The following is a 22,396-nucleotide window of genomic DNA, read 5'->3' as shown; positions in this document are numbered from 1 at the left end:
TCCGGTCGTGGCCTCGTCCGCCCCGTGGCGATGACTCAGCGTGCCTCCGGATAGTGCATGTACATCGACTGGATGCCGACGCGGCCCGGGCCGGTGAAGCGGTTGAGCACCAGGTTCATGCCGCCCAGCAGGCCGCTGGTGAGGCGGTCGACGGTGGTCTCCATGCGTACCGAAGGGTCCTTGTACAGCCAGCCGCCCGGCTCGATATCGATCGACTCGCCCGGCGCCAGCACCTTCTCGAACACGTTGCCGTAGCCGTGCAGCCACAGGATGCCGTCGCCGGCATGGCTGTGGAACTTGTCGATGAAGAAGCCGCTGCCGCCGAACAGCATGTTGGAGAATCCCTTCACCCGTTCGAAGCTGTAGTCGATGCTCTGCGTCGCGGCCAGGAACTGGTGCTCGCGCACGTGCAGTTCGCGCCCTTTCTCCAGGTGGATCGGCACGATGTGGCCGGCGCCGTCGCGGCTGAAGGCGATCATGCCGGGGCCGCGTGCCTCGGTCACGAAGATCTGCATGCCGGCCATCATCCGCTTCAGCGAGCCGCGCATGTTGCGCAGGCCGATCGCCACCTGCGGGTGCTTCCACAGCAGGATGTGATGCTCGAAATAGACGGCCGTCTGCGCTACGTCGACGGTGAGCACCGGCACCAGTTCGCCGTCGATGTGGTAGGTGACTCCACCGAAGGTCTCGGCTCTGGCGGTGGTCGGCATCAACACGGGCAGTTCTTTCATCGCTGCATCCTTGGCTGAAAGATCGGGAGGTGCTACCGGTTGAGCTTAGCCGGATGCGGCGGCTTCAAAGCCTTCCGGTGATCGATTCGAAAGGATTTGCGGGTGCGCCGGGGGCGCATGGTCGGAGTGGCCCCCGGTGCGGCCCCTTCTTGAGGGAGCGCACGGAAGTCGCCGGCCAGCGGATCTGCCCTGCATGTCTGGACGTGCGTGTGCTTGCGGTCTGCTGGGGACGCCACCGCGACTTGGCGCATACTGTGCGAGGCTTGGTGCAGGAAGCGAAACCATGGCAAGTTCAGCCTCTTGGCGTCGTTGTGCAGGGACGATGGCATGCCTGATGGTGGGCGTCGCGCTCTCCGGTCCGATCAGGGCCGAGGCGGCTCAGGATCGATCCACCATGGCCTGGGCGGTGATCCTCGATCCGCACCAGCCGTTGGACTTGCGGCGACAGACGCTCGCCGGACTCGAGGAACATGCGCCTGACGACGACCAGCACGACCTGTATCTGCTGGGTTCGCTCTATCAGATGGGACCGAAAGCGTCGGGTGCCCCCGTTCCGCAGGACTTGACCAAGGCCACGCTGTATCTGGGCAACGCGGCATTGCGCGGCAGTCTGCTGGCGATGGCGAAGATGGCCGAGATCAAGCTGGCCGAGCACAAGGACCGCGAGGCGATGATCTGGGCGCAGGTCTTCGCGCACTACGTGACGCAGGTGCCTGGCGACGAGCGACCCCCCGAAGGCTATATCGCCGAGCTGGTGCAGCGGATTCTCGATCGGCTGGGGCAGGCGGGCATGCCGCAGGTGATGTCGGACGTGGCCGGCTTCGTTGCCCAGCACGACGCAGCTATTCTTGCTGGCCTCCGTGCGCAGAGCCGCGCAAAGACTCCGCGGCCGCAGTCTGGCGAGCACTTCGTGACGATGCCGCCCGGACGCTTTGCACCGCAGTCGGGTATTGCCGATTACCTCGTGGCGTTCCGACCGGATGGTTCAGTTGAGCATGCCTGGCTGCTCGACGCGGTGCCTAATCCTTCACTGGGCGGGGCCTTGCATCACTACGTGCACGGGATGACCCTGCCGGCCCGGTCCGGCGAGGATGGGCGTCTACGCTACGAGTGGGTGCCCGCCATGTATGACGATCACAGGTATCGCGCGAAATCGGGTGCCTAGCGGGTAGCCAGGGAGGCACTCGGCCAGCGCGCGATCGTCGCCGTTGTTCTCGTTATCTCCGCTGGGGCGGCCGCTTCGGGGGAATCAGCGCCCATCCAGCTCGTGGTGGATCAACACCACGCACTGCGAGGCGAACAGCATGGTCGGGCCCAGGGTGATCTTCTTCGCGCCCAGCCGTTCCAGGCTGTGGAAGCTCTTCTTCGGCATCGGAATGTGGTCGGTGAGCAGGAAGCAGGGTTTGCCGTCGAAGGCCTGCTCGCGGATCGGCGCGCCCTTGCGGTCCATCACGAACAGCTGGTGGTCTTCGGCCAGCTCCTGCACCAGCCGTTCGAAGCTCACCGTGCGTACGGTGATGCCGGGCGCGACCGGGCGCGACTCCTCCTTGCCCATGCCGACGGATGCATCCAGTGCCCTGGCCACCACGGCCAGCAGCCGGCGCTCGTCGAAGCCGCCGATGTCGGTGAGCGCGTTGGCCTCGACGCGGATCGTGCGCGAGTAGTCCTGGGTGCTTTCCAGCACCAGGTAGACGACCACGTCCGCACGGTGCGACTGCGCCACGAAGATCGCGTTCATCAGCGTGTGCGCGAGGATCTCCGGGTGTGCCTCCTGGCCGATGGCGGCCAGCAGCTTGTGGCTGTCGGTGGGCGCGGCGCGCGCGCGCAGTACGAAGGTTCGCATGGGGAGGTTCGATTCGTGGTCTTGCGCAGCGGAAGGCGCGCCTGCTCTCCATTGTCCACGAACCGGCGGACCGGGCGACAGTGTGGGATGCAGCAGCGATGCCGGAGGGCCCCGCGCAGGATGGTCCGTCTGGGCCCCTGGCGCGACGGGAGAGGCCGCCGTGTCAACGCTCCAGACGATAGAGTTCGAAGCCCTTGTCGCCGGCGTCGAGGATCATCACCAGCGTGTGCGGCCCGATGCGCAGCAGGCGGCCTGCGGAGTTCCTGGAATCCTCCGGGCCGAAGCTTTCCTGGGTCATGCGGTTGTCCGGCCCATACGGCTTGGCGATCGTGTCGTTGACCGTCAGTGCGCCGAGAAATGCGAGTGCAGAGGCGTCGCCTTCCATGGGCAGCAGCTTGCCGTGGCGACGCTGCGATCCGCTGGTCTTGCTGAAGCGGTAGCCGCAGGCGGCGTGCTCGATGCGCGCGGCAAAGTAGGGGTAGGCGTAGGCACCCGTGCGCCCGGCCTGGATCGACTTCACGCGCCAGGTCCCCCGGATGTCACCCAGTGGCAGGGGGTGGCTGGCGCTGTCCAGCAGAAAGCGGGCCTCGTCGAGCGAAGCCATTTCGTCAGCCATGTATTCGGGACTGGCGTCGACCGGTCTTGCGGGAAGCTGGTCGAGCAACTGACGGATGGTGACCGTCACGGCGGGCCGGTCCGATGGCAGCACGATCGACTGCCAGTTGCCGCATGCGGCGGCTGAAGCGATGGCCGGCAGCAACAGCCACGCGGGAAGAAGAACCCATGAACGCTTGAACATGTCGTTTCGCCCTCCTGGCGAGCAAACGGGCCGGAATCTGGCCCGGGGCGGGAGTCTACGCGTGCCGGAGCGCGGATCTCATGCGGGACTGGTCAGCCTGCGACGAGGCGCACGTTCACGGGCACTTCCATCGTCGTGCCCCGGGGAACTCAATAGGGATGCTGCCGGTAGAACAGCTCCAGTTGCCGGTACACCTCCGGCAGATGCTCGCGCAAAGTCGCGGGTGCCTCGAAGAACTGCTCGCTGGCCACGGCGAAGAATTCGGCGGGGTTCTCCAGACCGTACGGGTCGATCGGGATGGGGACGCCCTGGTGGTGCTCCCGGCGCAGGTGCTCCCAGGCGTCGGAGAACACCTGCGTCCACCGGCGCGGGTCCATGCGCCGGTGCAGCGGCGGAAAGCCGTTGGCGGCGCCGTTCTGCAGGTCGAGCTTGTGCGCCATCTCGTGGATGACCACGTTGTGTCCCGGTCGGTGGCCGGCACGCAGCACGTCCGCCCAGGACAGGATCACCGGTCCCCGGCCCCAGGCCTCGCCGGCCATCGGGGTGCTGGTCCGGTGCACCACGCCGGCGTCGTCGACCTGCGTACGGTGGGGGACGAAGACGTCCGGGTAGACGATCACGCTGTGCCAGCCGTCGAACCAGTCGATGCCCAGCTTGAGGATCGGCACGCAGGCATGGGTGGCCAGCAGTACGCGGTCGGCGTCGTCCAGCTCCAGTCCCTGCACCGGCTCGATCGACTTCTCGCGCAGGAACAGCGTGGCCGTCACGCGCAGCGCAGCCTGGTCGGAGGCGCCCAGCTGCCGCGCTGGCGCGCATTGCGCCAGCGCCGCCTGCCACAGGGGGTCGGGGATGGGGTGCCTGGCGACGATGCGGCGCACGCGCCAGTTTCGGATGCGTTTGAACATGCCCACCTGCGGGGAGACTCGGCTTCCCCAGCATCAGGGCGAAGTGTCCATTCTCAAGCGGGGACGGCTCGTCTGGGCGGAAGGTGTCACGGTTGCCGGCAGCCACCCCAGTCCATTGCTCAGGTCGCTGTCGATGCGACCGCCACCTCGCCCTCGCGCACGTAGTGGATCACCACGTTGCCCTTCGAGGAAGTGGTGGAAGACACCGGCCGGAAGGCGGTAGGCCGCGCGCGATCGTCGAACAGGCGCTTGCCCGTGCCGAGCAGGATCGGGACCACGATCAGGATCAGCTCGTCGACCAGGTCGCCGGCCAACAGCTGCTGCACCAGCTCGCTGCTGCCCTGGGTGAGCAGGGGGGGGCCATCGCTTTGCTTGAGCGCACGCACGGCCGCGATGATGTCGGGCCCCAGAGCCTGGCTGTGGTCCCACGGCAGCACGTCGGGACGGTGCGTGGCGACGTGCTTGGTGGCGGCATTGAATAGGTCCGCCGTGGTGTGCAGCGGGGAGTCCGCGGCGACCTCGGGCCAGAAGCTTGCAAAGCCGTCGTAGGTGCGCCGGCCCAGCATCAGCTCGAACGGTTGCTGGAACAATGCCTCCATCGCGTCGGTGGCCTCGTCGGCATAGGGCCAGAACCAACCGCCGTGGGTGAAGCCGTCGCCAGTGTCCTCGTCCGGGCTGCCGGGTGACTGGATGACACCGTCGAGGGTGACGAAGGCGGGGACGATGAGCTTTCTCATTCGGGTGACTCCTGTGGCGTTCGGAAGCTGCGCATACCTCTTTGACGAACAACAGGATGAGGAATCGACAACGTCTGCAGCATTGCACGCGGCCGGTGTCATGGGTCAGTTCATGCCTGGTGGATGCTGCGCGCCGGCGTACCGAGGTGTCCTGGACGGGAGGAACCATCTGCCACCCCGGCGGCGTCTGGTGCGTGGTGGTATCGGGCATGGCTGCCGATGGTGAGCCCTGCCGAGCCGGAAAGGCCCGGCCCGCGATGCTTCGCGAACCGGGCCGCCCCATGGATGCCCGCCGATGGCGGGATGCCGAATCAGCGCGGGGTGGTTGCCACCACCGGCAGAAGCACCGCGCTCTTGCCGTCGGCTCCGTGCTCGATGGTGATCGTGGCCTTCTTGTAGTCGGCCGGCTTGGCGAACAGGATGTTCGGCACGTACGTCTGCGGGTTGCGGTCGTACAGCGGGAACAGGGTGGACTGGATCTGCACCATGATGCGGTGGCCCGGCTTGAACTCGTAGTTGATCGTCGGCAGGCGGAACCGGTACTGCTGCACCTCGTTGGCCGGGATCGGCGACGGATCGGAGAAGCTCTTGCGGTAGCGGCCGCGGAAGATGTCCATCGACACCGGCAGCTCGTAGCCGCCCATGGTCGGGTCGGTCGGCACGCTGCCCGGGTAGACGTCGATCAGCTTCACCACGAAGTCGCCATCGGTGCCGGTGGTCCTGGCGAAGATGTCGGCGATCGGCGCACCCTGCACGGTCACCGTTTTGGTGAGCACCGGTGTGGTGTAGGACAGCACGTCGGGGCGATCGACCACGAAGCGCTGGTCCTGCACCAGCCAGGTGCGCCAGCGGTCCTCGTTCTGCGCCGGGATCGGGCGCTGCAGGTAGGGCACCGGCTTGGCCGGGTCGGAGACATAGCTGTCGCTGCCGCCCGAGGGCTGCTCGAAGCCCAGGCCGAAGTCGCCCTGCAGGTAGATCGGGGTGAGCTTCTGCTCGCTGGCCGGCTTCCAGTCGTTGAAGCTGTCCCAGTGCTGCTCGACCGCGTTGTAGATCATCGCCTCGGGCAGCGGCTTGGCCATCGGTGTGCCGCGCAGGTAGTGGTTGAACCAGGGGATGATCACCTGCTGGCGGAACTGTGCGGTGGTGTCGCCCGGCCACTTCAGCGGGCCGAGGTTCCAGCCGGCGCGGTTGATCTGGCTGTGCCACCACGGGCCCATCACCAGATGGTTGTTGGCGCCGTGACCGGCCTTCTCCAGCGCTTCCCACGCGTGCACGGCGCCGTAGATGTCCTCCTGGTCCCACAGGCCCTGCAGCCACATGGTCGGCACGTTGGACGGATGCTGGACCAAGAGCTTGTCCAGCGCCTGCAACTGCCAGAACGCGTCGTAGGACGGGTGCGCGGCGAAGCGGTTCCACCAGGGCAGCTGCTTGAAGCCGTGGGCGTCGGCCCAGGCACCGGGCGAGCCGGCTTCGAGGAAATTGGTGTAGTCGTCGTAGTTCTCGCGCGGCACGCTCTGGCCCGACCCCTGCTTGGTCATCTGGCCGGTGAAGTAGTCCAGATTGACCTGGCGCAACGCGCCGTAGTGGTACCAGTCGTCACCCATCCAGCCGTCGACCATCGGGCTTTCCGGTGCGGCGACCTTCAGTGCGGGATGCGGGTGGAGCAGGGCCATCGCCACGGTCCAGCCGTCGTAGGACGAGCCGATCATGCCGACCTTGCCGTTCGACTCCTTGATGTTCTTCACCAGCCAGTCGATGGTGTCCCAGGCGTCGGTGGTGTCGTCGGTCTTGGTCGGGTTGAGCGGGCCCATCGGCGGGCGCGTCATGATGTACTTGCCTTCCGAACCGTATTTGCCGCGGATGTCCTGCCACACCAGGATGTAGCTGCCGTCGGCCCAGTCCTTGTCGCCCGACCACACCGCGTCGGCCATGTGCGGGCTGTTGCCGGAAGCCATGCCGCTGGCGTCGTAGGGCGTGCGCTCGAGCAGCATCGGCAGGTCGTGCGCCCCCTTCGGGATCATGATCACCGTGTGCAGCTTCACGCCGTCGCGCATCGGGATCATCACCTCGCGCTTGACGTAGTCGAAGTTGCCCTGCGGCTGCACCCACTTGGCCGGGATGTCCGACCCGGTCTGGATCATGTCTGGGGTGACCTTCGACGATTCCTGGCCCGGCAGGGGCGCAGCGAACGCGGTGGCGGAAGCAAGGCAGACGAGCGAAACGATCGCCGAAGCCAGGGCGGCTTTCTTCATGGGTGGGGTTCCTCTGGGTGGAGAGCACGCGCCACCCCGCAGGGGCGGCGATCCGGCAACTATGGAAACGGCGGGGCGGGTTTGGCAAGCGAACCGGGACTGCCGCATGGGCTCGCTGCTGCCGACGCCGGGCCGATATGGGCCAGCGCACGACTTCCCGGGAAGCAACGGTGGTGGTTTCATGGCTTCTTCGAAAGATCATGCGGGGGTGTGCGATGTCCAGATGCATGTCGGTTCTGCTGGTGCTCGCCGGTCTGTGCGCCCCGGCGTACGCAGCAAAGGCACCGGCCCGGGTAGTGGTGCTGGCGACACTGCATGCAATGCATGCAGAGGTGCCGGCCTACGGCTTCGACCGGCTCGGGTCGATCATCGAGACGCTCGAGCCGGATGTGTTGTGCCTCGAAGTGCAGCCACGCGATCTCGAGGTGCACGGTCCGGAACGGGTGAAGCAGGAGTATCCGCGGGTGATCTATCCGCTCCTGGCGCGCCATCGTTACGCGGTGTATGCGCTGGAACCGGCCGAGCCGGAGTTCAGCGCGATCGTGAAGCCGTATGCGTCGGCCTCGCAGGCGTTTGGGCAGCAACATCCGCGGCAGGCGCAGGCGTTCGCAGCCTATGGCGAAGCCGCGCTGAAGGCGCTTGTGGCTTACTGGACATCGCCCCGCCGCGTCAACGACGCCACCACCGATGCCGTGCTCGACGCCAAGCACCAGCTGCAGCAGGACATGGTCGGCCCGGGCGAGCGCGCTGGCTGGCAGGCCTGGAACGGGCATTTCCTGCAGGTGATCCAGCGCGCCGCACGCGAGCATCCTGGCGCGCGCATCGTCGTTGCGGTCGGTGTAGAGCACACCTACTGGCTGCGCCGGCACCTTCGCGGGTTGCCCGGTATCACGCTGGAAGATACGGCCAGCCTGTTGCCCGACACCGACACCGACACCGAGCCGCGCTGAGTGCCGGCGATCGCCCGGTGCCTACGTGGCCGGGTCGTGCATGGCCGGAACCTGGCGGAGGCGGCCCCACCCGAGGCCGATGGTCAGGCCGTGGCCGGCTCCGGCAGCGCGGTGACGTCGTCGGTGCCGCACACGTCACGCCACAGGTGGTAGCTCACGCCGAACATGCCCATGAAGATCGTCATCATGAAACCGATGTACAGCGGTATCGCGATCACCAGCATCAGCCAGCTGCCGACCAGTCTGCCGAGCAGGAACGCCAGCATCATCACCAGCATCAGGGCGATCGCAATCCCGATCATGGCGAGCAGGCCACCGAGCGCATAGGCCAGCAACGGCAGTGCGTTCTTCGCGGTGCCGACCACGCCGTCGCCGATCGCGGCGAACACTCCCCGGCGGCCCAGTGCGATCTGCCCGAGGGCGATCGCATAGAAGGCGCTGAACAGCAGGAAGAACACCGCGCCCAGGGCGATGAGCGTGCCGAAGCCATGCGGCAGCGATGGCGACACGGGCTGTGCCTGCATGGTGAGCGCCTGCATGTACCAGTGCAGCAGTCCGCCGCCCATCGCAACGAGAAGGAGCGCGAACATCGCGAAGTAGATCAGCAGGACCACCAGCCCGAAGCCGATCAGGCGCAGGGCACTGCCGTCGCGATAAGGGCCGAAGATGTCGCGGATGCGCGCCGCGCGGCCGCATTCGGCCGCATCGATCACCTGCAGGTACCCACCGTACAGCGGAATCACCAGCAGGCCGATCAGCATCGAGAGTGCGGTCCATGCGACGGAGGTCATCGGGGAGACCGGCACGCCGGCATGGATGGCATGCAGGCGCATCGGCAGCGTCACCAGCGACGGCAGGACAACCGCCGTCAGCAGTATCACCGCACTGCCCCACAGCGGTTTCGGATGGCGAAAGCCAGCACTGAATCCGCGCATCAGCCAGCCGAACCCGGCCGACGTCCGCCTCGATCGTGTCGTCATCGTTGCTCCCCCTGATCGGCGCCCCTTGCGCCGCTGAGGTCGAGCATAGCGACGTCGCCGGTCCGAACAGCGGCGCGGTTCGCCGGGGCCTTGAAAAGCGCCGCATTTCGCAAGCGTTTGCGACATGCCGGTGGCCGCACGTTCCACGCATCCACGGGTTGCCGCGGGTATCGCGAGCCCCACCCGGGCGCCGCTACCAGGGCACCGTGCGCCCCAGATAGTCGAGGTACCGCAATCCGGGCGTGCCCGGCTGGGCGAGCAGCACGTCCACCAGGCGGGGCACGCTGTCCTCGATGGTCAATGGCGCCTCCGCGCCACCGAGCTCGGTGCGCACCCAGCCGGGGGCCATCAGCACCATGGCGCGGGCGGAGCCGGCGTGCCGTGCGGCGAAGCTGCGCATGAACATGTTCAGCGCGGCCTTGCTGCCCCGGTAGAGCTCGCGCATGCCTTTCTCGTTGTTGGCGATGCTGCCTTGTCCGGACGACATGATGCCGATGAGGCCGGTGGGGATGACCAGCGCTTCCAATTGCTCGACCACCCGCATCGGGCTGAGCGCGTTGGTGACCATCAGGTCGACGAAATCCCGGGTCGACACCTCGCCGATGGTCTGCGTGGGATCGGGATTGGTCGTGCCGGCATTGACGAACAGCATGTCGAAGCGCCGGCGATCCAGGCGCTTGCGCAGGGCGGCGAGCTGCTCGGGCTCGCGGATGTCCAGCGTCTCGATCGTGATCGCTCCCGGGTGCGCCTCGGCCAGCTCGTGCAGCCCCGTGCGGGCGGTGCCGCGCACGGTGCCGACGACGTGCCAGCCCCTGCGCAGGAACTCGCCCGCCATGGCCAGGCCCAGGCCGCGCGAGGCACCGATCAGCAGGATCGTCGGGGGGAGGGGCGGTGTCGGCATCGCGTGGTGTCCATGCAGCGGGGGCGACAGGAAGGGTTTCACGCCTCAATGGATGGCGCCAGACGCATTGGATACAAATTGTTTGTGCATCAAACGCAATCGTATAGACCGCGCGGCGCTATGCTCCGCGGATGGAATCGGTCGATCTCAATCTGCTGCCGGCCCTCGACGCCCTGCTCGCCGAAGGCAGCGTGACCGGCGCGGCGCGCCGGCTCGGTTTGAGCGCATCGGCGATGAGCCGCACGCTGGCGCGACTGCGCGCGGCGACCGGGGATCCGCTGCTGGTGCGCGCCGGTCGGGGGCTGGTGCCCTCGCCGCGGGCGATCGAGCTGCGCGATCGCGTGCATGACCTGAGCCGCGACGCGCAGGCGGTGCTGCGGCCACTATCGGAGCCGCTCGACCCTGCATCGCTGGATCGCAGTTTTACCCTACGCGCCAACGAAGCCTTCGTCGAGCGGTTCGGCGTGCCGCTGTTCCGGGCAGTGTCGACTGCAGCGCCGCGGGTGCGGCTGCAGTTCGTGCACAAACCCGACAAGGATGCGACGCCGCTGCGCGATGGAAGGATCGATCTGGAGATCGGCGTGGTCGGCACCGCGGCGCCGGAAGTGCGTACCCGCCTGCTGTTCCGCGACCGCTACGTGGGCGTGGTGCGTACCTGCCATCCGCTGCTGTCGGCGCGGACCGTGACCGCGAAGCGCCTGGTGGCGTGCGGGCATGTCGCCGCGTCACCCGGCGGCGAGACGCGCGGACCGGTCGACGATGCGCTGGCCGCCGTGGGACTGCATCGCGACGTGCGGGTCGTGGTGCCCGGCTTCACCGATGCATTGGCGATGGCGCGCGATACCGGCCTCGTCGCCATCGTGCCGCAGTCCTGCCTCGGAAGCGCGTCGCCGGGACGTCGCTCCCGTGCCTCCGCGCTCGACATGTTCGAGCTCCCGCTGAAACTGCCGCCGCTGATGGTGAGCGCGATCTGGCATCCCCGGCTGGATGCCGATCCGGCCCACCGCTGGCTGCGTGGCGTGGTGCTGGCGGCCTGCCGCGCCGCCTATCCGGCGGGTTAGCCTGCCGGCACACGGCGGTGGCGCGGCTCGTTATAGTCCGCCGCAGGGGATCGTGGAGGAGGGGCCATGACCGAGGAAGCACAGCGACCGTTCGTGGTGCCCTGCCGGCCGCTGCCGCTGTCGGCGCCTTGGCGCTGGCTGGCCGCAGGCTGGCGGGACGTGCGGCGGGCACCGGCGCTGACCGCCGTATTCGGCACGGTGATCGTGCTGGTGAGCGCAGCGGTGTCGTGGCTGGCCTGGGAGCTGGGGCGGTTCGCCCTGCTGGCCTTGCTGCTGTCCGGCTTCGTCTTCGCGGCGCCACTGATCGGCGTGGGGTTGTATTCGGTGAGCTGCGGCTTGATCGCCGGGCGCGAACCGCGGTTGCGCGACTCGTTCGCGGTGGCGCGGCGGGTGATGGGGCAGGCCGGGATCTTCGCCTTGATGCAGTTGGTGATCATCCTGATCTGGTCGCGTGCCGGCATGATGCTCACCGCCTTCGTGCCGGTGGATCCGGGCGACCATCGCGCGCTGCTCGAGTACCTGGCGATCGGCTCGCTGATCGGTGCCGCCTTCGCCGCCTTTACCTTCGCCGTGTCGGTGGTGTCGTTGCCGCTGATCGCGCAGCGCGACGTGGACATGGTCACCGCCTGCGTCTCCAGCTTCAACGCGGTGCTGCGCAACAAGCCGGCGATGCTGCTGTGGGGCGCGATCATCGTGGTGCTGACGGTGGTCGGTTTCGCCACCGTGATCGGGCTGGGGCTGGTGATGCCGTGGCTGGCCTACGCCACCTACCACGCCTACCGCGACACGCTGGATGCGTCGGACTGGCCGCTGCAGGAGGGCGCGGCCGGCTGATCCGCGTGCGATGCGGCGGCGACCGGCGGTGACGCCGGCCGCCGCCGTTCCGCTCAGAGCTTGTACTCCACGGAGAACCAGACGATGCGGGTATCGGTGGCGTAGTGGTCGGCACGGTAGTCGGCGAGCGCCAGCGAGGTGCTGAAGTGGCGGTCGATCGCCAGGCCGGCGGACAGGTCCAGCTCGTCGCCGTAGTGCGTGCCGGTATGCGTCGCGGCGAAGTGGTGCGCGGTGGCCGCCACGCTCAGCGTGCGCGCCTTCCAGCTCACGCCCAGGTAGCTGTCGGCCAGGCCGTCGGCCGGCGTGGCGAGGAAGCGGTCGGCCCAGCCGTTGAACGCATGCAGCGTGGCCAGCGGGGTCTGCAGGGCGCTGGTGCCGTCGCCCTGCAGCCGCTCCTGGCCCAGCGTCCATTGCCAGGCACGCAGGCCCAGGGCCACTTCGGCATGCAGGTAGGAACGGCTGCCTTGCAGCGTGCCGCGCTTCCAGGCGTGCTGCCGGGCCGCTTCCAGCGTGTAGTCGATGCTCCAGTCCTGGCCGCGCGCGGCGTGGCCCAGCCAGCGCAGGCCGAGGTCGCGATGCGAGCTGGCCGGCAGCGACTGGTTGCCGATCAGGTAGGCGTAGCCGACCACGGTGCCCGCCGCCTGCTTCCACGACACGTTGAGCAGATGGGTGTCCAGGTTCTGCCGGGCGTGCAGCGGATCGGGATGGTGCGCGCCGAAGATGCGGTTGACGCGGGTGAGCCAGGCATAGTCGACGCGCCAGGCCGATGACGGCGTCCAGATCGCGCGCACGGCGTCGAAGCTCTGTTCGAGCTGGCGGAAGCCGACGTTGCCGACGAAGCGGTCGTTGTCGAGCTTGATCACCTGGCGGCCCACGCGCAGGTCCAGCGGCTGCCAGCCGTGGTATTCGACATAGGCCTGGTCCAGCTCGGTATCGGCCGGGTCGGACACCACCGGGTAGTTCGTCTGTCCGTTACGGGTGCTGTTGTACAGATCGTTGCCGACCACGCGGTTGTCCTGCAGCGAGACCAGCGCGCTCCAGCCGCTGTGATCGGCGAAGCGGTAGCCCAGCCGGGTGCGCACGGTCGAGGCGTTGGCGTCGCGGGCGAAGCCGCCCTGGTCGACCTGCTCGAGGCGATAGCGCACGTCGAGCTGGGGACCGCTGGCGGTGTCGGCTTGCGCATTGGCGCAGCCGGCGGCGCCCAGCAGCAGGACGAACGCGGCGCGCGGGGCGTTGACGGCCCATGGTTTCATGGTCGTTTCCTCGGAGTATTCGGGAGGGATGGCCCGACGGCGGGCGCCGCCGGGAGGGGAGGGCGGCGTGGCCGCCCGGAAGGCCGGATCAGTTGCCGGCGCGGAAGATGCTCGGGTCCTTCGGGCCGGTGACTTCGACCCAGCCGGCGAGGCCCTTCTCCAGGCGCGACAGCGCATGGTCGACGAGGATGTACTTGCCCGGTTCCTCGAAGTGCACGTCGGTCACCACCGCGCCGCCCGGCGGAACCGGGATGGTCTGCACGTCGTGTTCCGGCCGGTTGGCCAGCGCGCCCCAGGCCCAGGCGTCGTCGAACATCTCGCCGATCAGGTGGAACGAGGAGGTCTTGTTCGGGCCGCCGACGCCGAAGTAGATGCGGATGGTGTCGCCCACCCTGGCCTTGAGCGGATGGTCGGTGGTGAGCGCGCCGACGGCGCCGTTGAAGACCATGTAGGTCGGCTGTTCGGCGAGCAGCTTGTTGACGTCGAACTGCAGGTGGCCGTGGGTGTTGAACGGCTCGGTGGTGTAGATCTCGCCCTGCATCATGTAGAACTCGTGCGCCACCTTGGGCAGGCCGCCGGCCGGCTCCACCAGCACCATGCCGTACATGCCGTTGGCGATGTGCTGTGCGACCATCGGCGTGGCGCAGTGGTAGACGTACAGGCCCGGCTTGAGCGCCTTGAAGGTGAAGCTGCGGGTCTGGCCCGGCGGCACCTGCATCACCGCCGCACCGCCGCCCGGACCGGTCACCGCGTGCATGTCGACCGAGTGGTTCATCAGGCTGTGGGCGTCGTTGTGCAGGCTCACCGTGACGGTGTCGCCGACGCGGGCGCGCAGCATCGGGCCGGGCACCTTGCCGTTGAAAGTCCAGTAGGTGAACGTGGTGCCGTTGGCGAGTTGGCCGGTGACTTCCTCGGTGGTGAGGTTGAACTGCAGGTGCTTCGGCGCGCGGTCGCCGACCGGCGCAGGCAGGTCGTCCGGCGCGCGGCTGATGTCGGCGGCGGTGGCCTTGGGGGCGGCCTCCGCCTTGCCCACCACCAGCTTGCCGTCCATGCCGGCGGCGCGATGGCCGGGGATGTTGCAGAAGTAGTCGAAGTTGCCGTCGTGGTCGGCGCGGAACACCACCGCGGTGCTGGCGTCCTTGCCCACCACGTCGTTGGACAGCACGTTGAAGTCGGGCAGGCGGATGTTGTGCATCGAGCCGTCGCCGTCGATCAGGTTGATCTGCACGATCGCCCCGGCGGGCACCTTCAGGGTGGGGTTGAGCTGGCCGTCGATGGCGCCGCCCACGCCGCGGAAGCCCATGCCGAACGAGCCGACATCGGTCTTCAGGGTGAAGGTCACGGTCGGTGTGTATTCGGCCGGGCTCTGCAGGTTGGAGGTGGTGGCGTTCGCGTGGCCGGCCCAGGCCAGCGCCAGTGCGAACACGGGTAAAAACATGTGACGAATGTTCATGGTTCCGTCTCCTGCAGCGACAACCGGGCCCCTGTCGCGTGCACTGATCTCGGAAAGCGTCCTGCCCGGCGAGCGTGTCGTTCGATTCGATCAGCGTTCGGGGCACACGCTATCGGCCCGGGTGGTGCGAGCGGTCTGATCCATGTCAGGCGGGTCCGCCATGGCGCGGGGTGCGACCGGATGCCACGGGACGGCTGCGCGGGGCGGGACGCGGCAGCGGGCTTGTCGACCGGCGGGTGCCTCTCGGCGAAGCCCGGTTCGATCAGGATCATGCGGCAGTCGCTGCCGGCACCTTCGTCGCCATGCTGGCGACCCGGCGGTCCGGGCGACCGCCGCCGGTTCGCCACCTGCCGACCCGTCGGCGTGTCGCGACTGCAGGTGCCGCAGTTGGTGCCCTCTGCGGGAGCATGACGATCGAGGATGCCGAAGTGGCTGCAACGGAGTCGATGCGCATGGGCGCCGTTGCACCGGATGGTTCCGCAAAGATCGAGACCGGGAGCCACGTCGGGTGCGATGGCGCGCCAATCATCTGCACCAGCCGTCTTCGCGCGGGCTCCGGGCAGGGGTGCTGCGCCTGGAGTCGATCATGCGGATCGTCGGCTGACGCATGGAGTCGGCGGGTGCACCCGCCGACGAAGGAACCCGGCGCGTCAGAGCGGCGGCAGGTCCGGTGCGTGGCTGCCGACGCGGTTTCTGCCTGCGTCCTTGGCCTGGTAGAGCGCACGATCCGCGGCTTCGATCCATTGGCGCGGATGGTTTTCACCGCGCGGCCGGGAGGCGATCCCGATGCTCACCGAGCAGCGCAGCGAGGGTGCCAGCGGAAAGCGCAGGCTCTCCACGTCGGCGCGGATGCGCTCGGCGATCGCACCCGCCGCGGACGAATCGACAGGCAGTACGAGGGCGATTTCGTCACCCCCCAGCCGTCCGGCCAGACCGCGGTCGGCCGCGTGTTCGCGCACGATGGCGCCGATCGCGCGCAACACGTCGTCGCCGATCGGATGGCCGTGGGTGTCGTTGACCACCTTGAAGTCATCCAGGTCGATCAGCAACAGCGTGGCGGTGGCATCCGGGCGCAGCGCCGCCAGCATCGCGGCAATGCCCTGTTCCCAGTGGCGTCGGGTGTGCAGGCCGGTCAGCGGGTCGGTATGGGCCAGTTCCTTCAGGCGCAGGTTCTGCAACTGCACCCGGCGCACCAGGCTGTAGCTGATCGCGCTGACCACCAGCGTGTGGATCACCAGGATAGGCAGGCTGGCCACCACCACCGCCATGTCGGAAGCGGGGGCGGCAGCGAAGCCGGTGAGCAGCCCGCCCAGCACGATGCCGGCGGCGGTCCAGCCCAGCGAGCGAAGCCACAGCCCGCGGATGCCGGTGGTGACCTTGTCCGCTGCCACCACGGCGATGAGCACGACCGACGGCAGCAGATTGAAATGCATCAGCGGGGCGCAGGTGCCGGCGAAGAACGAGTCGAGCAGCAGATTGCGTCGTTCGGCAGCGGCCGGGTCCCTGCCATGGCGGGCCATCAGGAAGGCGAGGTGCGGCCAGGCGAAGCAGACCAGCACCGCCCATGCCCAGGCCTGCCAGCTTCCATGCCGCTGCTGCAGCACGACGGCGATGGGCAGGGTGCCGAGCCCCATGCCCAGCACGCGCAGGACGTAGGTGCGCCGGTAGAGCTGGCGCAAAGGATTGCTGGACAGGTCGTTCTTCATGGGCTTCAGGATGCCTGCGGGCGGGCCGGCGGGAGCTGTGCCGGCTTCATGCGCGCAGCAGGGCGGGTACATCCAGATCCCAATGGGCGGGATCTTCGATGGCGACGATGCGATCGTCCGAGTCCTCCAGGTCCAGCGTCTCCGGCTCCAGCCGCGCGCGCTCGGGAAGGGTGCAGATCAGTCGCACGATCGGGTTCAGCGCGCTGCCGTTGCCCTGCACCAGTACCACGGCCAGTCGCTGGGATGCCAGTCGCACGAGTGTGCCGGTGGGATAGATGCCGATCAGCTTCACGAAGACATGGAAGATCCGCCGGTCGAAATGGCCTTCCTGCCACTCGGCCATGCGGCGAATGGCTTCGGCCGGCTCCCAGCCGGGCTTGTAACAGCGCTCGGAAGTGATCGCATCGTAGACGTCGCAGATCGCACCCATGCGTGCGACCTCGCTCAGTGCGTCGCCGGACAGCCTGTGTGGGTAGCCGGTACCGTCGGTCTTCTCGTGGTGATGCAGGGCCACATCCAGTGCCATCGGACCGGCGGCCGATTCACGGCTGAGGATGTCCCAGCCCACCTGCGGGTGCTGCCGCACGGTGGCCAACTCCAGCGGGCTGAGGCGACCGGGCTTGTTGAGGACCGCGTCGGAGATCCCGACTTTGCCGATGTCGTGCAGCAGGCCCGCCACGCCGAACTCCTTCAGTGCCTCGCCCTCATAGCCCAGGCGCTTGCCGAGGGCGATCATCAGCGCGGCGACGGCGACCGAGTGCAGATAGGTGTAGTCGTCCTTGTTCTTCAGGCGGACCACGCTCAGCATCGCCGCAGGGTTGCGGGCAATCACCTCGTTGATCTCGTCCACCACCTCGGCGGCGGCGTCCATGCTCAGCGCCTTGCCCATGCGCGCTTCGCCGAACAGCGACTTCGCCACGCCCTTGGCGCGTTCGCGGATGGCTTCGGCCGCCGCGTAGTCGTCGCCGAAGTCCGAGCGTTCGGGCGACGGCTCCGGCGTCGTCTCGATGACGGGCGCCGCGGAAGGCGTCACCGGTCCGGATGCCAGATCCAGCCCCTTGCTGGTGTCGATCCACACACCCTGCTGCCCCAGCGCGCGCAGCGTGACCAGGGTTTCGCCGGGCTCGACCAGGAACGATCCCCGCCAGAACGGATGATCCAGCCAGTTGCCCTCGATCTTCCGGACGTACATGCCCGCAACCACCTGGGTGGCGACGATCTTCTTCAGCGGCGAGGTCATGTTCGGGCCAATCCAAATCTCGTCGGTTCTGCGTGGGCGCGTCCCGGGCGGAGTCATCGTTGCAGGGGCGATCGATCGCTTTCGCGGCCTGCCGTCAGGCGGGCCACGTCCGGGTGCCGGACCGTGCGTTCGGTTATCGGCCCGCACGGGGCGTACTTGAGTGGCGGCCGGGCCTGACGGCAGGCCGCTGGTGGGGTGTCGAGGGGCGTACCGATGCCGGTTCGTCCGGCATCCGCGCCGGCGGCGGGCGCCGACCGCGATGCCGTTGCGCCGCGTGGGGTGGGCGTGGCTCCGCAGGGGCGGATGACCCCTGGATCTGCCCTCGCCGTTCCCCCGACCTGAGCACCGTTTGATCCTGGACAAGTCGGCGACCTCGACGCGGGGTTACGGTGACGATCCCTATTTGCGTTGCGGCGGCCGGAGTCGAACGCGCGCGAGGGCAACCGAGGCAGCGCGACACCGACCATTCAAGGGAGTCCAGACCATGCGTTACGTGATTCTCGCCCTGGCGATCTTCCTCTCTCCCGTGGCCTGCACCCAGGCCTGGGCCCAGACCCGGCTGAGCATAGGCATCAGCGACCGCGGCGTGAGCCTGGGCTTCGTCGTATCGACGTATCCGACGTTCGAGCGCATTCCCGGCTACCCGGTGTACTACGACCCGCGCATCGACCAGAACTACTTCTTCTACGACGGCCTGTACTGGGTGTACGTGGACGACGGCTGGTATTGGAGCACCTGGTACAACGGGCCTTGGTACCTGGTTTCGCCGGCTTACGTGCCCTTGTTCATCCTGCGCATTCCGGTGCGCTACTACCGTCGTCCGCCGCCCTACTTCCGCGGCTGGCTGCCGAGCGCGCCTCCGCGCTGGGGCGAACACTGGGGGCCTGGTTGGGAACGGCAGCGCAGCGGGTGGGATCACTGGAATCGCCGCTCCGTGCCGGCACCGGCGCCACTGCCGACCTATCAGCGCAGCTACACCGGCAGCCGCTACCCCCGCCAACTGGAGCAGCAGCGTTCGATCGAGTCCCGCAACTACCGCTACCAGTCACGCGAGACGGTGAGCAGACAGATTCTCGAGCAGCATCGTCGCAACGAGCCGTCGCGCAGCCGGCCCCTGCAGAACGACCGGCCGCAGGAGCCGCGGAGCCGTCCGCAGCAGGGCGTCCAGCAGCCACTGCAGCAGCGTGCCCAGCCACAACAGCCGCACTCGCAGCCGGTGCCCAAGGCGCGCGGCAAGGGTGACAAGGGCCGGTCGGACCAGGACAAGGGGCGCAGGGACAAAGGTCAGGACGGCGGTCACCCCTAGCCAGTGAGCCGCCTGCCCACCGGCGCGGGGGGGCGGGCGGGGCCGCCTAGAGCCGGATCCGGCGCAGCTCGTCCAGCAGACCGGCCAGGGGTTCTTCGATGGCTGCGCCGTCGAGCGCGGTGACCTCCAGCATCATCGCCGGCAGTGGTTGCGACGTGGCGACCTCCACCAGTTCACCCTGAGCCAGTTCGGCGTCGACGGCGTAGCGCGGCAGGGCGCCCAGCTCGCCGCCGGACGCCACCCGCCGTTTCACCGCCTCCACCGAACCGGCCGAATGCAGCGTCGCGGGAACCCCGAGGTGGCGCAGCCAGGTGGAGAGCAGCGCGTTGAGTGCGCCCTCCGGGTCGGGCACGCAGATCGCGGGTGCCGGCAGGCCGGGCACCAGCGCCGGTTCGGTGGTGCCTGGCGCCCGGAACAGCGCCAGTCTCGATCGCGTCAGCTGCAGCAGGGTCTGGTCGGGTGGCACGGCCTGGTCGATGCTCGGGCCGATGGTGATGGCGGCCTGCAGCCGGCCTGCCGAGACCAGCTGGCGCAGCTCCGCGCAGAGCCCGGTGCGCACCTGCACGATGAGCGCGGGCCAGGTCTCGCGCAGACGCTCCAGCACGTCCGGCAGCACGTAGGTGCCGACCGATTCCGACGCACCGATGGCAAACGACCGCTGCGGCTGCAAGCCACGTGCGAAGGCCATCGTCTCGTCGGCGACCTGCAACAGCCGCCGCGCGTGGGGCAGCAGCGCTGAAGCCTGACGGGTAAGCGTCGCGCCGCTGCCCGGCGTGCGCTCGGTGATCGCGAAGCCGACCACGCGTTCGAGCGAGAACAGCGCTTCGGAAAGCGTCGACTGCGCCACGCCCAGGGCCTTGGCCGCGCGGGCGATGCCCTGCTGTTCGGCAAGGGCGATCAACGCCCGGCAATGACGGAGTTCGATGTCCATAGGCGGAGAGTGAGGTGATCGGCGAGGCCGATGGGTCCATCGGCGTTTTGGAGCGGGTGGCATCGGCCCGGACCATGCCGCCACCGCGCCGGATCCAGGCGCATGCGACAGGCAGAACGACCGTGACGATGATCCTTCCCCGCAAGACCGCGCTGATCGTGATCGATGTCCAGCAGGGTTTCAACGATCCCCGCTGGGGCGCCCGCAACAACCCGGATGCCGAGGCGAACATCGCCCGTCTGCTGGCGGCGTTTCGTGCAAAGGGTCGCCCGGTGATCCACGTGCAGCACGACTCGGCCGCGCCGGACGGCGCCTTCCGCCCGGGCACGCCGGGCCATCGGCCCAAGCCCGAGGCCGTGCCGCACGAGGGCGAGCCGGTCTACCGCAAGTCGGTCAACAGCGCGTTCATCGGCACCACGCTTGAGCGCGACCTGCGCGACGCCGGCATCGAAGGCCTGGTGATCGTCGGGCTGACCACCAACCATTGCGTGTCCACCACCACGCGCATGGCCGGCAACTTCGGTTTCGCCACCAGCATCGTCGCCGACGCCACCGCGACGTTCGAGCGCATGGGTATGGACGGCACGATGCGCCCCGCGGCGGAGGTGCATGCCAGTGCGCTCAGCGACCTGCGCGATGAGTTTGCCGCGGTGGTCGATACCGATGCGGTGATCGCCGCGGTGTGACACGCGGCCGGTGAGAGGGCGTGGCGGCGTCGCGCCCGGCCGGACAGGCAAGGTCTTCCCGGCCGGCACGCCGTCGCAACCAGGTGCAGGGTGCCGGCGTGCCGCAGGCCACGCGCAGCGCGATGCAATGCAACTCGCCCGCGCCAGGATGCCGCCGGGCACGCCGGTGCTTGCGCGCCGCCTTCCTGCGGAACGAAGGGCGGGGCGCGCGCGGATCCGTTCGCAGGTCAGGCGTCGGTTTGCCGATCGGATGGATATTCACCACGGCTCCCGTTTCACGCACGGGGACCGGCGCGGGCCGGGCCTGCGCGAGGCTGTATGCCCATGCGACGTGCGTGGGAGAATCCCGGCGTGGCCCACCCATCCGACCCGTCCCGCCATCTGCGCGACCTCGCCCGCCTGCGGCGGGTGCGCGATCGCATCGACCGCGAATACGCGCGGCCGCTGAACGTCGAGGCGCTGGCGCGCAGCGTGCACATGTCCGCCGGCCACCTGAGCCGGCAATTCCGGTTGGCGTTCGGCGAGTCGCCCTACGCGTACCTGATGACCCGCCGCATCGAGCGGGCGATGGCGCTGCTGCGGCGGGGCGATCTGCAGGTGACCGAGGTCTGCTACGCGGTCGGATGCGCCTCGCTGGGCACGTTCACCACCCGCTTCACCGAGCTGGTCGGCGTGTCTCCCGGTGCCTACCGGCGCGAGGCGGCGGAGGCCACGCGCGGGATGCCCTCGTGCGTGGCCCGGCAGGTGACGCGACCGGTCAGGAATCGAGAAGCGCCGGCGGACGAGCCCGATCTAGCATGACCACTCCTTCCACACCTGAGGCCAACGCCATGGAAATCGCCATCCACGCCAGCTTTCTTCCGCACACCGACCCGGACGCCTCGTTGGCGTTCTACCGCGATACGCTGGGCTTCGAGGTGCGCAACGACGTCGGCTACCAGGGCCTGCGCTGGATCACCGTCGGACCGCAGGGGCAGCCGGAAACCTCCATCGTGCTGGCTCCGCCGTCGGCCAGTCCCGGCGTCACCGAGGACGAGAAGCGCACGATTGCCGAAATGATGGCCAAGGGCACCTACGCCATGCTGCTGCTGGCGACGCCGGACCTGGATGCCGCGTTCGAGCGGATCCAGGCGAGTGGCGCGGAGATCGTGGAAGAGCCGACCATGCAGCCCTACGGCGTACGCGATTGCGCGGTACGCGACCCGGCCGGCAACCTGCTCAGGGTGCAGGAGCGGCGCTGATCCCCGTCGAGTCAGGATCGACACACTGCAAAGGAGATGGACATGGCGGAAAAGAAAGGTGGCAAGAAGTCCGCAGCGAAGCCGGCGGCCAAATCGGTGGCCGGATCGACGACCAAATCGACCGCCAAGTCGGCAGCGCGGTCCGCTCGCGGCTTTACCGCCGAAGAGCAGGCGGCGATGCGCGAGTACGCGCAGGAGCTGAAAGCGGCCTCACGCCCGGGCAGGAAGGCCGCGGACGGCGAAGCGGACCTGCTGGCCAAGGTCGCCGCGATGTCCGAGCCGGATCGGGTGATGGCCACGCGCATCCACGCCATCGTGCGGGCGAGCGCGCCGTCGCTGGTGCCAAGGACCTGGTACGGCATGCCGGCCTACGCGAACGCCGAGGGCAAGGTCGTTTGCTTTTTCCAGGGCATGTCGAAGTTCAAGACGCGCTACGCGACGCTCGGTTTCAGCGACAGGGCGAAACTCGATGACGGCACGATGTGGCCGAGTGCGTTCGCGCTGAAGACGCTGGATGCCGCCACCGAGGCGCGCATCTCGGCCCTGGTGGCGAAGGCGGCGGGGTAGGTGTTCCGCGTCCGGCTTGG

At 68.4% G+C, this 22,396-nt stretch carries 22 protein-coding genes; 9 read left to right on the top strand and 13 right to left on the bottom strand.

What is annotated here, in order from left to right; translation table 11 throughout:
- Positions 1–35 precede the first annotated feature (35 nt).
- Complete coding sequence (locus ATSB10_RS07140) at positions 36–731, bottom strand: AIM24 family protein (protein ID WP_063671636.1); 696 nt, start codon at positions 729–731, stop codon at positions 36–38.
- A gap of 322 nt (positions 732–1,053) precedes the next feature.
- Between ATSB10_RS07140 and ATSB10_RS07135 the strand changes: the two genes are divergently transcribed.
- Positions 1,054–1,896 (top strand): hypothetical protein, encoded by an 843-nt coding sequence (locus ATSB10_RS07135; RefSeq protein ID WP_157469144.1) that lies wholly within the window; start codon positions 1,054–1,056, stop codon positions 1,894–1,896.
- 84 nt (positions 1,897–1,980) lie between these two features.
- Here the strand turns inward: ATSB10_RS07135 and trmY are convergent, their stop codons facing one another.
- The 5 genes from trmY to ATSB10_RS07110 form a co-directional block, all read right to left on the bottom strand.
- On the bottom strand, positions 1,981–2,574 hold the full coding sequence (gene trmY / locus ATSB10_RS07130) for a tRNA (pseudouridine(54)-N(1))-methyltransferase TrmY (protein WP_063671632.1): 594 nt from the start codon (positions 2,572–2,574) through the stop codon (positions 1,981–1,983).
- A gap of 163 nt (positions 2,575–2,737) precedes the next feature.
- Positions 2,738–3,373 (bottom strand): DUF4893 domain-containing protein, encoded by a 636-nt coding sequence (locus tag ATSB10_RS07125; protein WP_063671630.1) that lies wholly within the window; start codon positions 3,371–3,373, stop codon positions 2,738–2,740.
- Between the two features lie 149 nt (positions 3,374–3,522).
- A complete protein-coding gene (locus tag ATSB10_RS07120; protein WP_063671628.1) occupies positions 3,523–4,278 on the bottom strand; it encodes a M90 family metallopeptidase in 756 nt (251 codons plus the stop codon).
- 119 nt (positions 4,279–4,397) lie between these two features.
- Positions 4,398–5,015, bottom strand: coding sequence for a dihydrofolate reductase family protein (locus tag ATSB10_RS07115; RefSeq protein ID WP_063671626.1), 618 nt, complete (start codon positions 5,013–5,015; stop codon positions 4,398–4,400).
- A gap of 311 nt (positions 5,016–5,326) precedes the next feature.
- Entirely contained in the window at positions 5,327–7,267 is a 1,941-nt protein-coding gene (locus ATSB10_RS07110) for a CocE/NonD family hydrolase (RefSeq protein ID WP_063671623.1), read from the bottom strand.
- A 227-nt stretch (positions 7,268–7,494) separates the two neighbouring features.
- On the opposite strand from ATSB10_RS07110, the gene ATSB10_RS07105 reads away from it, so the two are divergent.
- A complete protein-coding gene (locus tag ATSB10_RS07105; RefSeq protein ID WP_063671621.1) occupies positions 7,495–8,217 on the top strand; it encodes a hypothetical protein in 723 nt (240 codons plus the stop codon).
- Positions 8,218–8,300: 83 nt separating this feature from the next.
- Here ATSB10_RS07105 and ATSB10_RS07100 read toward each other — a convergent pair whose 3' ends face one another.
- Both ATSB10_RS07100 and ATSB10_RS07095 read right to left on the bottom strand, forming a co-directional pair.
- Positions 8,301–9,197 (bottom strand): hypothetical protein, encoded by an 897-nt coding sequence (locus tag ATSB10_RS07100; protein WP_157469142.1) that lies wholly within the window; start codon positions 9,195–9,197, stop codon positions 8,301–8,303.
- 193 nt (positions 9,198–9,390) lie between these two features.
- Positions 9,391–10,098, bottom strand: a complete 708-nt coding sequence (locus tag ATSB10_RS07095) for an SDR family NAD(P)-dependent oxidoreductase (protein WP_063671617.1) — start codon at positions 10,096–10,098, stop codon at positions 9,391–9,393.
- Positions 10,099–10,229: 131 nt separating this feature from the next.
- On the opposite strand from ATSB10_RS07095, the gene ATSB10_RS07090 reads away from it, so the two are divergent.
- Together ATSB10_RS07090 and ATSB10_RS07085 are read left to right on the top strand one after the other, a co-directional pair.
- Positions 10,230–11,159, top strand: coding sequence for a LysR family transcriptional regulator (locus ATSB10_RS07090; RefSeq protein WP_063671616.1), 930 nt, complete (start codon positions 10,230–10,232; stop codon positions 11,157–11,159).
- Positions 11,160–11,225: 66 nt separating this feature from the next.
- Positions 11,226–11,993, top strand: coding sequence for a DUF2189 domain-containing protein (locus tag ATSB10_RS07085; RefSeq protein ID WP_063671615.1), 768 nt, complete (start codon positions 11,226–11,228; stop codon positions 11,991–11,993).
- Between the two features lie 53 nt (positions 11,994–12,046).
- On the opposite strand, the gene ATSB10_RS07080 is transcribed toward ATSB10_RS07085, so the two are convergent.
- The 4 genes from ATSB10_RS07080 to ATSB10_RS07065 all read right to left on the bottom strand — a co-directional run bounded on the left by ATSB10_RS07080 (position 12,047) and on the right by ATSB10_RS07065 (position 17,645).
- Positions 12,047–13,246, bottom strand: a complete 1,200-nt coding sequence (locus ATSB10_RS07080; RefSeq protein ID WP_063671614.1) for an alginate export family protein — start codon at positions 13,244–13,246, stop codon at positions 12,047–12,049.
- A gap of 88 nt (positions 13,247–13,334) precedes the next feature.
- On the bottom strand, positions 13,335–14,699 hold the full coding sequence (gene nirK / locus ATSB10_RS07075; protein ID WP_063671613.1) for a copper-containing nitrite reductase: 1,365 nt from the start codon (positions 14,697–14,699) through the stop codon (positions 13,335–13,337).
- A gap of 650 nt (positions 14,700–15,349) precedes the next feature.
- Positions 15,350–16,405: a sensor domain-containing diguanylate cyclase gene (locus tag ATSB10_RS07070; protein WP_063671611.1), complete on the bottom strand. Its 1,056-nt coding sequence runs from the start codon at positions 16,403–16,405 to the stop codon at positions 15,350–15,352.
- A 46-nt stretch (positions 16,406–16,451) separates the two neighbouring features.
- Positions 16,452–17,645: a cyclic di-GMP phosphodiesterase gene (locus ATSB10_RS07065; protein ID WP_063671609.1), complete on the bottom strand. Its 1,194-nt coding sequence runs from the start codon at positions 17,643–17,645 to the stop codon at positions 16,452–16,454.
- Positions 17,646–18,129: 484 nt separating this feature from the next.
- Between ATSB10_RS07065 and ATSB10_RS07060 the strand changes: the two genes are divergently transcribed.
- Positions 18,130–18,951 (top strand): hypothetical protein, encoded by an 822-nt coding sequence (locus tag ATSB10_RS07060; protein ID WP_063671607.1) that lies wholly within the window; start codon positions 18,130–18,132, stop codon positions 18,949–18,951.
- Positions 18,952–18,997: 46 nt separating this feature from the next.
- Here the strand turns inward: ATSB10_RS07060 and ATSB10_RS07055 are convergent, their stop codons facing one another.
- A complete protein-coding gene (locus ATSB10_RS07055) occupies positions 18,998–19,882 on the bottom strand; it encodes a LysR family transcriptional regulator (protein ID WP_063671605.1) in 885 nt (294 codons plus the stop codon).
- A 128-nt stretch (positions 19,883–20,010) separates the two neighbouring features.
- Here ATSB10_RS07055 and ATSB10_RS07050 point away from each other — a divergent pair, with 128 nt between their 5' ends.
- From ATSB10_RS07050 to ATSB10_RS07035, 4 genes are all read left to right on the top strand, one after another.
- Positions 20,011–20,568, top strand: coding sequence for a cysteine hydrolase family protein (locus tag ATSB10_RS07050; protein ID WP_063671603.1), 558 nt, complete (start codon positions 20,011–20,013; stop codon positions 20,566–20,568).
- 351 nt (positions 20,569–20,919) lie between these two features.
- Positions 20,920–21,369, top strand: coding sequence for a helix-turn-helix transcriptional regulator (locus ATSB10_RS07045; protein WP_157469138.1), 450 nt, complete (start codon positions 20,920–20,922; stop codon positions 21,367–21,369).
- Positions 21,366–21,809 (top strand): VOC family protein, encoded by a 444-nt coding sequence (locus ATSB10_RS07040; protein WP_236886516.1) that lies wholly within the window; start codon positions 21,366–21,368, stop codon positions 21,807–21,809. The genes ATSB10_RS07045 and ATSB10_RS07040 overlap by 4 nt, the downstream gene beginning before the upstream one ends.
- A 42-nt stretch (positions 21,810–21,851) precedes the next feature.
- A complete protein-coding gene (locus tag ATSB10_RS07035; RefSeq protein ID WP_083966122.1) occupies positions 21,852–22,376 on the top strand; it encodes an iron chaperone in 525 nt (174 codons plus the stop codon).
- Positions 22,377–22,396: the final 20 nt, after the last annotated feature.

It is taken from the genome of Dyella thiooxydans, from assembly GCF_001641285.1.
Classification (GTDB): Bacteria; Pseudomonadota; Gammaproteobacteria; order Xanthomonadales; family Rhodanobacteraceae; genus Dyella_A; species Dyella_A thiooxydans.
Note: the sequence above shows the minus strand (reverse complement) of the source record. Positions and strands in the feature narration are given on the sequence as shown.